13 protein-coding genes and 2 pseudogenes are annotated in these 13233 nt (G+C 35.9%); 9 read left to right on the top strand and 6 right to left on the bottom strand.

Annotated elements, in window-relative coordinates; all coding sequences use genetic code 11:
• Window positions 1-388: 388 nt before the first annotated feature.
• Both V6255_RS12855 and V6255_RS12850 read left to right on the top strand, forming a co-directional pair.
• Window positions 389-736, top strand: coding sequence for an Imm8 family immunity protein (locus V6255_RS12855; protein ID WP_341628520.1), 348 nt, complete (start codon window positions 389-391; stop codon window positions 734-736).
• A 119-nt stretch (window positions 737-855) separates the two neighbouring features.
• Entirely contained in the window at window positions 856-1863 is a 1008-nt protein-coding gene (locus V6255_RS12850; protein WP_341628519.1) for a hypothetical protein, read from the top strand.
• 82 nt (window positions 1864-1945) lie between these two features.
• Here the strand turns inward: V6255_RS12850 and V6255_RS12845 are convergent.
• Window positions 1946-2236: pseudogene (locus tag V6255_RS12845) on the bottom strand (group II intron maturase-specific domain-containing protein); the annotation flags it as partial.
• 81 nt (window positions 2237-2317) lie between these two features.
• On the opposite strand from V6255_RS12845, the pseudogene V6255_RS19335 reads away from it, so the two are divergent.
• The 4 genes and pseudogenes from V6255_RS19335 to V6255_RS12830 form a co-directional block, all read left to right on the top strand.
• Window positions 2318-2621: pseudogene (locus tag V6255_RS19335) on the top strand (hypothetical protein); the annotation flags it as partial.
• Between the two features lie 209 nt (window positions 2622-2830).
• Window positions 2831-3328 (top strand): hypothetical protein, encoded by a 498-nt coding sequence (locus V6255_RS12840; protein ID WP_341628517.1) that lies wholly within the window; start codon window positions 2831-2833, stop codon window positions 3326-3328.
• Complete coding sequence (locus V6255_RS12835; RefSeq protein ID WP_341628516.1) at window positions 3249-4532, top strand: ATP-dependent nuclease; 1284 nt, start codon at window positions 3249-3251, stop codon at window positions 4530-4532. Before V6255_RS12840 ends, V6255_RS12835 begins: the two co-directional genes overlap by 80 nt.
• A gap of 646 nt (window positions 4533-5178) precedes the next feature.
• Window positions 5179-5484 (top strand): DUF1330 domain-containing protein, encoded by a 306-nt coding sequence (locus tag V6255_RS12830; RefSeq protein WP_341628515.1) that lies wholly within the window; start codon window positions 5179-5181, stop codon window positions 5482-5484.
• A 322-nt stretch (window positions 5485-5806) separates the two neighbouring features.
• Here the strand turns inward: V6255_RS12830 and V6255_RS12825 are convergent, their stop codons facing one another.
• The 4 genes from V6255_RS12825 to V6255_RS12810 all read right to left on the bottom strand — a co-directional run bounded on the left by V6255_RS12825 (window position 5807) and on the right by V6255_RS12810 (window position 9026).
• A complete protein-coding gene (locus V6255_RS12825; RefSeq protein WP_341628514.1) occupies window positions 5807-6445 on the bottom strand; it encodes an SDR family oxidoreductase in 639 nt (212 codons plus the stop codon).
• Window positions 6446-6561: 116 nt separating this feature from the next.
• Window positions 6562-6978, bottom strand: a complete 417-nt coding sequence (locus V6255_RS12820; RefSeq protein WP_341628513.1) for an MAPEG family protein — start codon at window positions 6976-6978, stop codon at window positions 6562-6564.
• Between the two features lie 351 nt (window positions 6979-7329).
• Window positions 7330-8037, bottom strand: coding sequence for a DUF6998 domain-containing protein (locus tag V6255_RS12815; protein ID WP_341628512.1), 708 nt, complete (start codon window positions 8035-8037; stop codon window positions 7330-7332).
• Window positions 8038-8483: 446 nt separating this feature from the next.
• Window positions 8484-9026: a GNAT family protein gene (locus tag V6255_RS12810; RefSeq protein ID WP_341628511.1), complete on the bottom strand. Its 543-nt coding sequence runs from the start codon at window positions 9024-9026 to the stop codon at window positions 8484-8486.
• Between the two features lie 632 nt (window positions 9027-9658).
• Here V6255_RS12810 and V6255_RS12805 point away from each other — a divergent pair.
• Both V6255_RS12805 and V6255_RS12800 read left to right on the top strand, forming a co-directional pair.
• On the top strand, window positions 9659-10081 hold the full coding sequence (locus tag V6255_RS12805) for a BLUF domain-containing protein (protein ID WP_341628510.1): 423 nt from the start codon (window positions 9659-9661) through the stop codon (window positions 10079-10081).
• A gap of 126 nt (window positions 10082-10207) precedes the next feature.
• Window positions 10208-10504: a hypothetical protein gene (locus V6255_RS12800; protein WP_341628509.1), complete on the top strand. Its 297-nt coding sequence runs from the start codon at window positions 10208-10210 to the stop codon at window positions 10502-10504.
• 478 nt (window positions 10505-10982) lie between these two features.
• On the opposite strand, the gene V6255_RS12795 is transcribed toward V6255_RS12800, so the two are convergent.
• A complete protein-coding gene (locus tag V6255_RS12795) occupies window positions 10983-12212 on the bottom strand; it encodes a multidrug effflux MFS transporter (RefSeq protein ID WP_341628508.1) in 1230 nt (409 codons plus the stop codon).
• Between the two features lie 145 nt (window positions 12213-12357).
• Between V6255_RS12795 and V6255_RS12790 the strand changes: the two genes are divergently transcribed.
• A complete protein-coding gene (locus V6255_RS12790; RefSeq protein ID WP_341628507.1) occupies window positions 12358-12855 on the top strand; it encodes a MarR family transcriptional regulator in 498 nt (165 codons plus the stop codon).
• Window positions 12856-13233 lie beyond the last annotated feature (378 nt).

Below are 13233 nucleotides of genomic sequence, written 5' to 3'. Positions count from 1 at the left end.
CAGATAAGAGCATGTACTTTCTTTGCACTGCTGCATCATTTACGGTGGCCATTAGATCACGTGGTTTCGTTGTCTTGTGCCAACTCACCTTTAGCCTACGCCTCATATGATGTTCTTGTTCATCAGCTCGCAAAGTTGCTAGCGGCTTCCTCCGGACCCATCCTCACGGATAAGCCCTTGCCATTCGCTAGTAGTTAGCGTTTAATCATTTGATTGGTTAAACGGTGATCTTCCTACAGAGGACTTGCACCTCATTAGTTCATGCCCATGCTGGGCGTACACAAGGCGTTTAAACGGACAAATTACAGTTGGCTGTCGTTCGTGCCTCACTATTTTAGCCAACAATAATTTGCCGCTTAACGTGGCGTTATACGGTTCAGGAGGATTCGTGACACCTATCATTATCAGTTTTGATTGCACAGATTATGATCCAATAGATTCGTGGATATTTCCTGATCCAAATCGTGTGGATTTTTGGGTGAACTTTACGATCGGTCCAGATCATAGAGGAGGAGACAATTTCCAGTTGCGTGTATTAACAACAGATATGGCTCAATCTGTAACTTCGTTAGCTAATGCCATTATATTAGAGCGCTACAGTTGGGATGCAGTTCTCCTGAAAGTTAAGGAAATGCTTAATCAAAGTAAAGGTGAAAGCTGGGATATAATGAGCGATAAACTATCTAAGTATATGGCTTGGGAATTTGAGAATTACCAACCATATAATCCAGTGTAAAAACCGTATAACAAGCTGTTCAAGTGGGACAAATAACAGTTGGCTGGTTCCGCTTCGCTTCACATTTTAGCCAACTACAATTTGCCCCTTAACAGGGCGTTATAAATTTAGGATTGAGCATGTCTACAGAAGTAAATTATTTAATTTTATTTGATAAAAAGATATTCCAGTTTTCTGGAGTCGAAAGGTTTTCTGCTTTAATCGGTTTAGCGGAAGGTATAAAGGTAGATAATGAAAAATCAGAAATTATTTTTAACTCTAGTATTTTTAGTTACAGTTTAACGAGTGAAGGAGATCGCTTTAAAAACCATGAAACAGAACTTTTTGACTTACAAATTGAATCTAGAAAAAATGAACAAGATGTTGAAAATCTTTTTCAGCTTTTAAGAGAAATCAGGATTATTGTTTCTAATCAAAAAGGGACTATAACACCTGTTTTTGATGGTGTGTCTGCTTATTATGCAGAAAAAGCTTATCCAATAATTCATCACATAGAAAATTTAATGAGGAAACTTTATACTAAATTTACTTTGGTTCAATTGGGACCCAAATGGGTTGATAGCATTCCTAATGAAGTAGGAGTTTCTTCAAAGGTTCTTCCAAATGGCCATAACCCTTTATATGACTTTGATTTTATTACAATTAGTGAGCTTTTGTTTAAAGATTACCCCACAAAGCAGATTGATTCAGTTGTTCTTACAAATATTAAAAAAGGTACTATCTCACCCGAAGATATTGAAGCTTATATGCCAACTTCAAATTGGGAGAGGTACTTTTCCGAGATGGTCGATTGTGAGTCGAAATATTTAGAAAATCGTTGGAAAAAACTTTATTCTTTAAGAAACAAGATTGCACACAATAAATTATTCAGTAAGTCAGATCTAAGTGATGTGAAAAAGATTTCTGAGGAAGTTAAATTAAAATTAAATCAAGCTCTAGAAACTATATCTTCTGCAAATGTTGAAACAGTTTCCTTACCAACACCTAAAGATACAGAGGTTTTAGAAGGCGAATTATGTCAGGACTCAACCCCTACTGTAGAGGCTGAAGATAGTGATAATAATCTTGGTGGCCTTGTTACACTTGCGCTAGTTGGTGCATTTCTTGGCGCAATAGCACGTGCATAAAATTTATAATCGGGTAGCCGGAGGTATCTAGCCTCCAGCCCCCACACCACCCTGCATGCGGCTCCGCACAGGGCGGTTCATCTTATGATGAATAGTGAATATTAATCCACAAATCCTTTAATGATATCAAACCTTGTCTGGCTAAAAACTCATTACTGATCGCTATATTGATCCCTTTAGTTTTCGAACTACGACAAGGTCCTTTACTGGTGATCCCACAGGAAATAGCTAAACGTTCACTGACTCCTAGTTTGATCCATGATCTCACTTTCGTCCGTGGTTTTCGCCATTGCCGCCAGTAGCACATCCGCAATCGGCGACGGATCCAATGGTCTAGCTCAATCGTTAATTGGTAGCCCTTGGCGATGAGTAAAAAGTAGTGGACACCCATTAGTTCATCGCAATAAAATCAAAGCTTTAGGGTTTGAGGTCGATGGGTGCCCAGCACTTTCCTAGGCAGATTCAGTTTGAAACGAATATAAAAGATAAAATTATCTCATATACCGATAAAATGCGAGTAAAAATAGACAGCAGTCCGGCAGGCGAAACCTTTGTCAGTAAATAAGGCAAACGACTAGGCGCTATTGAGCCTACTTTCTTTAAAATAAAAAGCGGTAATATTACGGTGAATAAAGGGATGAATAAATTCACGCTGCGCGGCCAAGATAAAGCCTATTCTTAATAAATCGTCAATGGCAAATGTACTGTTTCGTTCATTTTTTCAGAACAATGAGAAGTTAAGGAATAGTTTACATTAACGGAAGGGCTCAGCCCTTAACTCAATAAATCCCGCATATTTAGCCCTCTAATCCCATTTATGACTCAATTTAATCAATTAGTTAATAAAAACAAAATAATCTATTTAATCTCAAGTAAATGTAAGCTACTGTCATTTTTATTTAAAATAAACAGGCTGAAATGAGAAATTCTACAGCCTCGTTAGCTGCCCTTATCAATAAGGAGAATCATGAAATTATCTGAAATTTCTACGAAAGATGGTGAAGTAATCAATATTGGAAAATTTACATTACTCGTAGGCCCAAATAATGTTGGAAAGTCACAGACCCTTAAAGATATACACCGTAAGTTATTAAAAGGGCACAAAGCAGACACTACTCTAATCGATAGCATAAAAATTGATAGGCCTGAGACATTTGATAAGCTATATGAAGGATTAGATGTTCGTGTCGACCATATGAATATCGGACATCATATTATTGATAGTGTTACTTCTGACTTTGATCAGAATTCTCAGAATTCAATGATAAGGGTACAACTCGATCCTCAACGCAGACAGTTCGAACAGCATGAAGAATTAGATTATACATTCTTAGGAATTAGCAAATTTAGAGTGTTTTATATGGACTCTGAGTCACGTTTAAAAATTGCCAGTAAATTATATTCCAGAGGAAACTTCACCAAAAAACTTACTCCAAGCCCTTTATGGCTCATCAGGAGAGTTTGATAAAAAACTAAAAGATGCTTTTAAATCGACTTTTGGAATGGATATCAGACTGGATTACAGTGCGGGCTTAGAGCTGAGACTTGCTGTATCAAAAGAGTTTTCGCATATTCCTGAAGATCCAAGAGCGGCATATCCGATAATGAAGCAGTATCCATCAATTGAGCTTCAAGGTGATGGTTTTAGGAGTTTTGTTGCAGTTGTCCTCAGTCTTCTCCTTTCTAAAGATAAAGTTGTTCTTCTTGACGAACCAGAGGCCTTTTTACATCCAGAGCAAGCTAGAAGGCTTGGAAAATGGATTTCTGATCATGTTCGTGACTTTCCATGCCAACTGTTAGTTGCAACACATAATTCAAACTTTCTATCAGGTTTATTATCTGGTAGTCAATCAGCTGATATTTATAGACTTAATCGTTCAAATGATGTGACTAAATTTAATAAAATCACATCTGAAGCAACACAGGCATTGTCGAAATCTCCAATCCTTTCTAGCCAAAGAGTTCTTGAGGGAATTTTTTCTAAAGGAGTGGTAGTTTGTGAATCTGATACGGATCGGATTATATATAATGCGGTGGCTATTCATGAGCATAAGAACCAAGAGGTTCTATTTATTCACGCTCATAATAAACAGACGATTAAGAATGTAGTTAAACTATTAAGAGATGCTTCAATACCTACTGTAGCAGTAATAGACATTGATATTCTAAATTCCAAAGCAGACCTTTCTAATGCTATTCAGGCATTTGATGCTGATTTTGATAAAACGAACATTTTAGAACTACGAGAGAAAATTGCTAGCCACATTGAAAGTATATACGAAGAGGAAATATTGAGTGACCTTAAAGAATACCTATCAGAACTTTTGTCTCAATTAGATCGAGAGGAGCATTCTTTATCCGGTGCTAAGGGGGCATTAAATAGAATTCGATCTGAGTCCACAAAATGGTCAAGTATAAAGAAAAATGGAATTTCATCGTTAGAAGTACCATACCTTACAAATGCGGAAGAAATAATTGATACATGCAATGGTTTGGGGCTTTTTATCGTTCCAGTAGGTGAATTAGAAGGCTGGATGGATTTAGGGGTGAGAAAAAACAAATGGGCATTGCCTGCTTTGGAAAAAATTCATAGTGATGAATGCCCAGCTAATTTAAAAGAATTTGTTGGTTCATTGATTAGTTGTATTTACAGTGAATATAGCAGCTAATCGGGTAGCCGGAGGTATCTAACCTCCAGCCCCACACCACCCTGTATGCGGCTCCGAACAGGGTGGTTCATCTTATGATGAATAGCGAATATTAATCCACAAATCCTTTAATGATATCAAACCTTGTCTGGCTAAAAACTCATTATTGATCGCTATATTGACCCCTTTGGTTTTCGAACTACGACAAGGTCCTTTACTCGTATTTTTTATAAACTCACTGGCACAAGAAATAGCTAAACGTTCACTGACTCCCAGTTTGAGCGGTGATCTCAATTTCGTTCGACCGTAGTTTTCACGATTACCGCCACTTGTATTTACGGGAAAGACATTCGTAGTCGACGGTAGATTTAATGATCAAATTCAATCGTCAATGGCAAATGCACTGTCTCGTTCATTTTTTTCAGAACAGTGAGAAGTTAAGGAATAATTTACATTAACGGAAGGGCTCAGCCCTTAACTCAATAAATTTCGCATGTTTAACCTTTTAATCCCATTTATGACTCAATTTCATCAATTAGTGAATAAAAATAAAATAATCTATTTAATCCCAAGTAAATGTAAGCTACTGTTATTTTTATTTAAATAAACAGGCTGAAGATGAGAAATTCTACAGCCTCGTTAGGTGTTCATCTAGTTTGGAGTCAATATGTCTTATGAATGTATAATGGGTTTAGAAGTTTCTAACGATACTGACTATCAAAAATATCGTGAGAGTATGATACCAATACTTCATTCATTTGGAGGTGGTTTTGGTTTTGACTTTAAAGTTAGTGAGGTTTTGAAATCGAAAACAAATGAGCCTATAAATCGCGTGTTTACTATCGATTTCCCGAGCAAAGAGATAATGGATAGTTTTTTTACCGATCCTGAATATCTTGCAGTAAAAGTTAAATATTTCCAAAATTCTGTAAAATCAGTTACAACTATTTCTATGCATGAAAAGAACACCTAAGCAGTGACTATGGTGTCAAATTCTAATTTGTATTCATTTTAGTAATAAAGATAGTGGGCCCCCATAAACTTGGACGACTCATCATTTCTCTTCTATTTTTAGTGATAACGTTTTACATGCTAAGAGGTCGTTGTTATGAGACAACCTCGCCAATCACAAGTATCGTTATTGGATACGCCTTATAACGATTAACTATATAGTTTTTATGTTGCCATTGTTGAGAGAGCCTTAATATAACGACTCCCTCAATATTACTCTGTTTTACCTAACTGCCTGCTTATTGGCTAAATAATGGACATTTACCCGTCACAGGGATGAAGACTTACGAAGGTAATACTTCATCAACACTTTGGTTACCGTTAAAAAGCTCGGTAATAGTGCTTTTCTTAGGTGGATTTGTCACAGCAAATAACAGTGCTTTCGCCACGTCATCACGCGTGATTGTCGCTTGTTCTTTTTGCTCTGGTCGCTGATTAGTAAACTTGCCTTTCCCTGTTTCATTGGTGAGTGACCCTGGGCGAATAATAGAATAATGCAAACCACTGTGTATTAGGTGTTCATCTGCCATGTGTTTGGCAACTAAATAGGGTTGCATGTTTTCAGGCCCTTTTGATGGTGCGTCGGCACCAATCGAGCTGAGCATAGTGAAATGCTTCACACCATTATTTTTTGCATAATCGGCTGCTCTACATGCTGCCCATAAATCTATTAGCACGGTTTTATCTGCGCCAGTGTTGCCACCAGAGCCTGCTGCAAAAACAACGTTTTCACAGTGTTTGAAAGCGTGCTCAAAATCTTTGTTAAGATCTTCTTCTACGATTGATAGTTTGTCATGGTTAATATCTGATAGTTTGCTTTTATCGCGTACAAGTGCGACCACGTGTTGATTGTTATCTAGCATCAACTGTGTGAATTTTTTACCAATTTGACCACTTGCGCCAATAATTAATGTCTGTTTCATTTTATCTCCTGCTAGGTTTTAAGGTTAGGTTTATATAATTAAAAATAATTATTAATTTGGTTATTGTTAGTTGGGTTATTGCTTCTAGTTACTTATATTGCTCCTAGTCATTAGGGCTAGATAAGTCCTAGGCCCAATATCACTAACATAACTACATTTGCCGCTACACCAATCAAAAAGAAGTAAGTGCGTGGACTTGGGTTTTTCTCAGTTGCAACGGTATAGTACAAAACCATATGCACAATTCTGGCTAAAAGGTAAGTCCATATACCAATAGCAAAAATAGGGCTTTGTACATTTAAAACAAATGCTAAAAGGACCGTTCCAGCAAATAGTGCACTATTTTCTAAGGTATTGTGAAAAGTACGATGTGCTCTAAAAACAAAACTATCGTGAGATAAATTTTCATCAATTTTCCCAGGAACTGCATCGGGTTGTTTAGATTTGCTAAAGGTGGCAACTACCCACTGAATGAGTAACATCACTAAATATAAATAAAATGCTATATATCCTGTATAGGCAACGTCGTTCATCTTTCTTTTCCTTTTTATCAATTCAGTTATATTAGAGTTGCAACTATTGTTCCAACTTTAATTGATTGATATAAAAGGATTAAATAATTTCTTTCTCTAAGTTACATGCAATAAGTACAGAGGGGTTGTAAGATTTACATATGTGATTTGTTGTTTGCTTGTAGGGAGGAAAAGTAGTGGGCGGCCATAAACTTTGACGACGGATATTTTCAGTTTTATCTTTTAGTCATATCATTTTTTACATGCTAAGAGGTAACCAAAAGTAGTGGATAGTCATAAACTTAATAATGAAAAAAGGGAAGATGTGATCTCATTGGCACACCATTTGATTTACTTTCTTAACGAGTTTATTTAATTTTTAGTTCGGTTAGCTTTGTCTGAATGATTACTTAAACTATTAATCATCTTAATCAATAAACTACCTAATTGTCTTGTGTTGTATGGATTACCGTTACTATTCAATATACCGATATTAAGTTTTGAAGCGAGTTTTCTTAGTGTTGGTTTAGCTGGTGTTAATAAAATGCTATTGTTTTTTAGCTGTATCGTTCCATTTTCTAGCTCTTCGATCTCAAACTCTTCATATGTTGCCGTTTTAATGGCTGGAATAGCTCTTTGATTCATAATAGAGACTCTAAGCCTAGATAATGAGATAGATACTCTGCCGCTAGTGTTGGTATTCCCCATCATTTCTTTAGCTTTATTTATCGGTTCATTTAGTAAAACTTCAATTTGCATTTCTTCGGTATTGATCCAAAGAACAACGACTCTATCAACTTTATCAAGTGTATTGGGGTTAAATGAGATATGCCCTGAATTGCCCATTATTGCAGTGGTTTTTACAGAGACTCGCTCTCCATTTGAGCTAACAACATCGTAACCTTGTTGATTCACTTCTGTCGCCATTTGACCGTTTAAAATAAGTGCAGCGTATAACTCACCAATACGACCACTCAAATGTCTTAATTCGGTTGGTGGAACATCCCATTGCAATTCTCGTTCAAACCAAGACATTGCTTCTCCAAGAGATTGGATGATTTGCATTTGAGTTAGTGCCATTGGAACTCCGAATTTTGATTAAATAATATTTTAGGAAGTATTAAATCGCTTGATACTATTTATTCGTTTTTTAAAAAAGTAAGTGTACCGCATTTGATTCAATAGCCTGTTCTATTTAGTCTCTTTGAATCATTTATATGCTTGTTAATCAACAACTAGCAGCTTGGTCTTTTTGAAACCAATATAGCCACTCAATAACCCTATTAATCCTAATATCCCAGTTGTTTCATAGTTTAAGCCTATATTTTGGGATGTTTTAAACAAAACATTAAGAATACATAGCGTTATAATGAGTAATGATGCGTTGCTTAATAATTGAAATTTTGTATCAGGTTTTAATAATATTCTACATTCAGGGCATTTAAATGTAGTAGAGAACGCATTTATTATACGATCTTCCATTGGCACGTTCTTAAATTTAAATTTCTTACTGCATTCGGGACACTTCATTTTTTATGTCTATCTGTATGGAGAGCGTAAATTGAATGATCAACAATTTGTCCATTTAGGTTTTCAGCATTAGAAATAATACCTTCTAACCTTAGGCCTAGGCGTTCACATACTGCTCTACTGGCTAAATTTCCAGTAGCGACAGCGATTTCAATTTTATGCATTAGTAATTCATCAAATGCTATTTCTATCAATTTTTTACAAACTCGCGTCATAATGCCATTGCCTTGAACTGACTCTGTTAACCAATAACCAATGTCGACCTTTTTTAATTGGTTATTAATTGTATTGAAAGATACGTTACCAACGAGTGCATTTTTATAAAATATACCACAGACCATTGATTTTCCATCTGCGTAATCATGAAGAGACGTTCGTATGAACGAAGCAAAGTCTTGTTCAGTTTTACAGTGTTGAGGCCATGCCAGCCATTGGTCAAGGTGAATTAAGTTTTCTTGAGCCAATTGAGCGTACAATGGAGCAAAAGATTGGTTAATTAATGATAACTTAATCTCGCTATCTATCTCTAAACTGAACATATAGATTCCTTAAAGGTTTAACATTTATTGGATATGAACTCACATTCCGAGCAGCTTCTTGCCCTTGAAAATGAGGGGAAACAACCAATAGCTTTATTAGTGCATCGGAACGAAATTCACTGTTTTGAACCCAAATAATATAACCAATGATATGGTTATTAACTACCGCTACAAAGTTTAAATAACGAGAAGCTGCATTTAAATTTCATTGCAACCATTCAAATGAAAGGCTTTGCCTTGGAAATGTTCATCGGTGTGTTTGAGCAGTATTATCAAGATCTGCAAAAGCCATAAAACGCACTATCATTTTCAACTCCCGTTTAGAAATAATCATAATGCGTCTAAAGGTCTAGATTATCCAAAGCATTCAGATATAAAATAATTAGTCTTTAGTGCCGATTCTGTTCAATTGGCTACTGCTTATTTATTAACAGTAGGTGTAAACGATGAGTTGATCAGAATCGACCCATATACCAATTGGAAATATACTTTTTTAGTAAGTCAAATAGGCTTTCATTAGAGATTTATGAATAAACTTTGTTAATTTAAATACTACTTTTTATATATTATTGTTTTAACAGACTATAGTTAATTTAATTATCTAAAAAATTTATCAATAGGTTGAATTTACTATGTTTGAATTACTTTATACCAGTGTGGCACCTCAATGCTTATCTGAAGCTGAGTTAATGGATATTTTAATAAAGGCTCGAATCAAAAATAAGGAACTCGGTATCACTGGTTTGATGATTTATCATGATAGGGAGATCATGCAAATACTGGAAGGTGAAAAAACTGCAGTTAAAGCGTTGTTTCAAACTATTTGTGGTGATGTGCGACATACCAGTGCAGGTGTATTTTATGAAGGAAATATTCAAGAACGTGCGTTTACTGGTTGGTCTATGGCCTTCAAATCTTTGGACGAAAAAGCCGTAAATAAAATTACACTCGGTTATCAAGGTCTAAATAAAGCATTATCACCTGTTAATATGCTTTTAGAAAGCAACAATAGAGGAAAAAAGGCCTTAATTTCCTTGTGTGATAATTTTAAATGAGCTCTGAATAAGTTAATTATCGTCTGATAACTTTAAATTACCTCTCCTTATGTTTAAAGTGTGTGCTTAATTATTGGTTAATTCCCTATTATTCATCACATTCATTTTATCTGTGAAAGGAAGTTTATGAGTCTTTGTTACGAAGTCGCTATATTTAAAGTAGAAAAACACAATATTCCAAGAGTGATTGAACTTAGTCTTTTAATTTTTAATGAAATTAATGCTGATGAAAAGGTGATTACATCTTACGACATACTGCAAAAAACAGATGTTGCAGATCAAGTCTGTTGGCAGCTGACTTGGATGAATGAGCAAGCGGTTAAATCAACCGCGGTAAAATGGCCAAGTTTACCGAGTACAAAAGAATTAGAATCGCTTGTTGGTGAAAAGATCTATTACGGTCATTTTTTCAGTTCAATTTAATAAGGTAATGGATTGACTCAATCTATATAAAAAATTAAGGTTGAACAACCTAGAATGGGACGAGTTTCAACGAGTAGAGATGGGTGTTGGTACTATTATTCAAGTTGAATATTTCCCTAAAACGAGAAATCCTGCCTATATTTTACCTATTTATTTTGGACCTGAATGAGGTATCAAAAAATCCAGTGAACCAATTAGTGTGTTTAGCAACACCAGCTCTTGATGCGACAAATGGAATACGGTTAGCTTAATACTTTCTGGGTTATGTCTGATTATTCACGGCAACCGCTGAAATATTGCTCATGCTATACAACGACATTTAGGCAAAGTAAAAGACGCTTAAAGAGTGCTTTGAATAATCTCGCTGTCAATATTACTTCTATTCTTTAGTTTCTATTCTTCTTTTTTTAACTGTTGTTCTGTCATGATTCTGCTCTAGCTCTGTCATTTTTTACAACAAAAAAATAATGTTAATTTTCTAGGTTGAAGATTCAATTTCATCAGCTAAACGCATTTGTTTATTACTGTGAATAACCGCTGTTAGGGCAATGCTTGACGATATCAACATGATGATCGCGACAGGTTGTAAGTAACCCATACTAATAAAAGCGGCTGAGGCACTAATCGTAGCGCCCATCGTACATTGAAAAGCGCCTAATACGGCAGAGGCTGTTCCGGCATCTTTTCCAAAATACTTCAAAAAACAAGCATTCGAATTTGCCATCACACCACCATTAGCGCTGATCATGATGATAAAACCGATAACAGTGAGTGTTAAGCTTTTAGGTTCTAAGAAGCTGGAGAACACTAATAAAAGGCCTCCCGTGAATTGCATGGTTAAGAAACAACGTAACAAAAGGGCAGGTTCAAAACTGTTTAATAATACGGTATTTAATCGGTTAATAATAATGAGACCAATAATATTAGCTGCGAATAACATGGAGAATGTGTCTGTACTGACTTTAAAAATCTCCATATAAATCATCGATGAATTGGTGACAAATGTCATTAATACGGCAAAGGCAAATGCTTGTGCAATCAAATAACCAATTGCTTGTTTATGTTTAAATACGTCTATAAATTTAATGCCTTTTCTGCGTTCTACTGTTATTGCCAATTCTTTCTTTTGTTTAGAGGATTGATGGGGAATAAACATTTTTGCCAACAAAATCGCTAAACATGAAAATACAGCCATAAAGTAAAAAATCCAATCCCAACTATGAATGGATAAGATGAAGTTACCGATAGTAGGCGCAATCGATGGTGCAATCATCATGATTAAGGATACTAAGGCAAACAGTTTTGCTGCTTCTCTGCCATCTGCATTATCGCGAATAGTGGCAGGTACCCCTACGATTGCAATGCCACCGCCAATGGCTTGAAGTAATCTCCATGACCACAACACGCTAATGTGTGAGCTGGTGGTGAGTAATACACTTGCAAAGGCAAAAATACCGAGGCCTAACATCATGATAGGTAAACGACCATGTCTATCTGACAAGGGGCCGCCAATGAGTTGCCCAATCGCAAGACCAAAAATGTATAAGCTAACGGTCACCGATAGCATTGAGATATCAACCTGCATTTCATTGGCAATTAATGGCAGGGCGGGCAAATAGCTGTCGATTGCGAATGGTGAAACCGCGTATATCGATGACAGTGTCACTATTAAACGTTTACTGACTTTATTTTTATTAGTTTGTGTCATTTTGACCTCTTATTTATCTTGCCAGTAAGATAATAGGTGGATTTTATCTTACTGGCAAGATATGTTCTTGCAAGAAGCAAAGAGAAAGCGTCAGGAGAATATGACGCCCATGATCAAACATAAATATGACTAAGAGTGAAAGAGAATGAGCGCAAAAAATAGTATGAGAGAAATGCAGCGTGAAGTTCGTGAGAACTGGCCTGAATGTGCTGACACTATCTCGTTTTCTTTGTTAAAAATGACTCGGATTCATGAATTATTCAAGTATGAAATTGAATGTTGTGTAGAGCAATATCAATTACAACAAGCTGACTTTAGTGTGTTAGCAACCTTACGACGTAACCCTGAACCTTATTGCTTATCTCCCACTGCTTTATATCGTAGTATGTTTTTCAGTTCTGGTGGTTTGACAAAAATATTAGGGCGCTTAACTGATGCTGGATTGATTGAACGTATAGATAACCCAGAAGATAAACGCAGTAAGTTAGTACAGTTAAACCAAAAAGGGAAACAGTTAGTAGAGACGATCATGCCGGAGCTACATAAGCAGAGTAATTCGTTGCTTGAAGCACTGTCTGAAGACGAAACGTTACAGTTAGAAATGTTGTTGCAGAAAGTGTTAGACCATAACGAAAAAAACTAGCTGCGACTTTGTATCTAAAAACGCTTAAATTGTCTCGGGGCGCTGGCTTTAGCCTGCAGTTTTTTGTGTGTTGTTTATGCTTTGCATAAAGGAGTTGATAAGGTTAAATATTCGTAAGCTGTAGAGTGTGGTAAAGGACAAAACATAAAAGGATTAACACAAATACTCGTAAGTTAGAGAATGATCGTTAAGTCAAAAGGTTAATCGTATAAAGGTGTTTAATGTTTTGGGGCGCTGGCTTTAGCCTGCAGTTTTTTGTGTGTTGTTATGCTTTGCATGAAAGAGTTGATAAGGTTAAATATTTATAAGCTGTAGAGTGTGGCAAAGGACAAAACATAAAAGGATTAACACAAATACTCGTAAGTTAGAGAATGATCG

The sequence above is a fragment of the Psychromonas arctica genome, assembly GCF_038155225.1.
In the GTDB taxonomy this organism is placed as follows: domain Bacteria; phylum Pseudomonadota; class Gammaproteobacteria; order Enterobacterales; family Psychromonadaceae; genus Psychromonas; species Psychromonas arctica_B.
This window is presented reverse-complemented; position numbering and strand designations above follow the sequence as displayed.

What these genes read in the sequence shown, in the direction of transcription:
- V6255_RS12850 (WP_341628519.1), top strand. Translation starts at nt 856, where the DNA reads ATGTCTACAGAAGTAAATTATTTAATTTTATTTGATAAAAAGATATTC.
- V6255_RS12840 (WP_341628517.1), top strand. Translation starts at nt 2,831, where the DNA reads ATGAAATTATCTGAAATTTCTACGAAAGATGGTGAAGTAATCAATATT.
- V6255_RS12830 (WP_341628515.1), top strand. Translation starts at nt 5,179, where the DNA reads ATGTCTTATGAATGTATAATGGGTTTAGAAGTTTCTAACGATACTGAC.
- V6255_RS12825 (WP_341628514.1), bottom strand. Translation starts at nt 6,445, where the DNA reads ATGAAACAGACATTAATTATTGGCGCAAGTGGTCAAATTGGTAAAAAA.
- V6255_RS12820 (WP_341628513.1), bottom strand. Translation starts at nt 6,978, where the DNA reads ATGAACGACGTTGCCTATACAGGATATATAGCATTTTATTTATATTTA.
- V6255_RS12815 (WP_341628512.1), bottom strand. Translation starts at nt 8,037, where the DNA reads ATGGCACTAACTCAAATGCAAATCATCCAATCTCTTGGAGAAGCAATG.
- V6255_RS12810 (WP_341628511.1), bottom strand. Translation starts at nt 9,026, where the DNA reads ATGTTCAGTTTAGAGATAGATAGCGAGATTAAGTTATCATTAATTAAC.
- V6255_RS12805 (WP_341628510.1), top strand. Translation starts at nt 9,659, where the DNA reads ATGTTTGAATTACTTTATACCAGTGTGGCACCTCAATGCTTATCTGAA.
- V6255_RS12800 (WP_341628509.1), top strand. Translation starts at nt 10,208, where the DNA reads ATGAGTCTTTGTTACGAAGTCGCTATATTTAAAGTAGAAAAACACAAT.
- V6255_RS12795 (WP_341628508.1), bottom strand. Translation starts at nt 12,212, where the DNA reads ATGACACAAACTAATAAAAATAAAGTCAGTAAACGTTTAATAGTGACA.
- V6255_RS12790 (WP_341628507.1), top strand. Translation starts at nt 12,358, where the DNA reads ATGAGCGCAAAAAATAGTATGAGAGAAATGCAGCGTGAAGTTCGTGAG.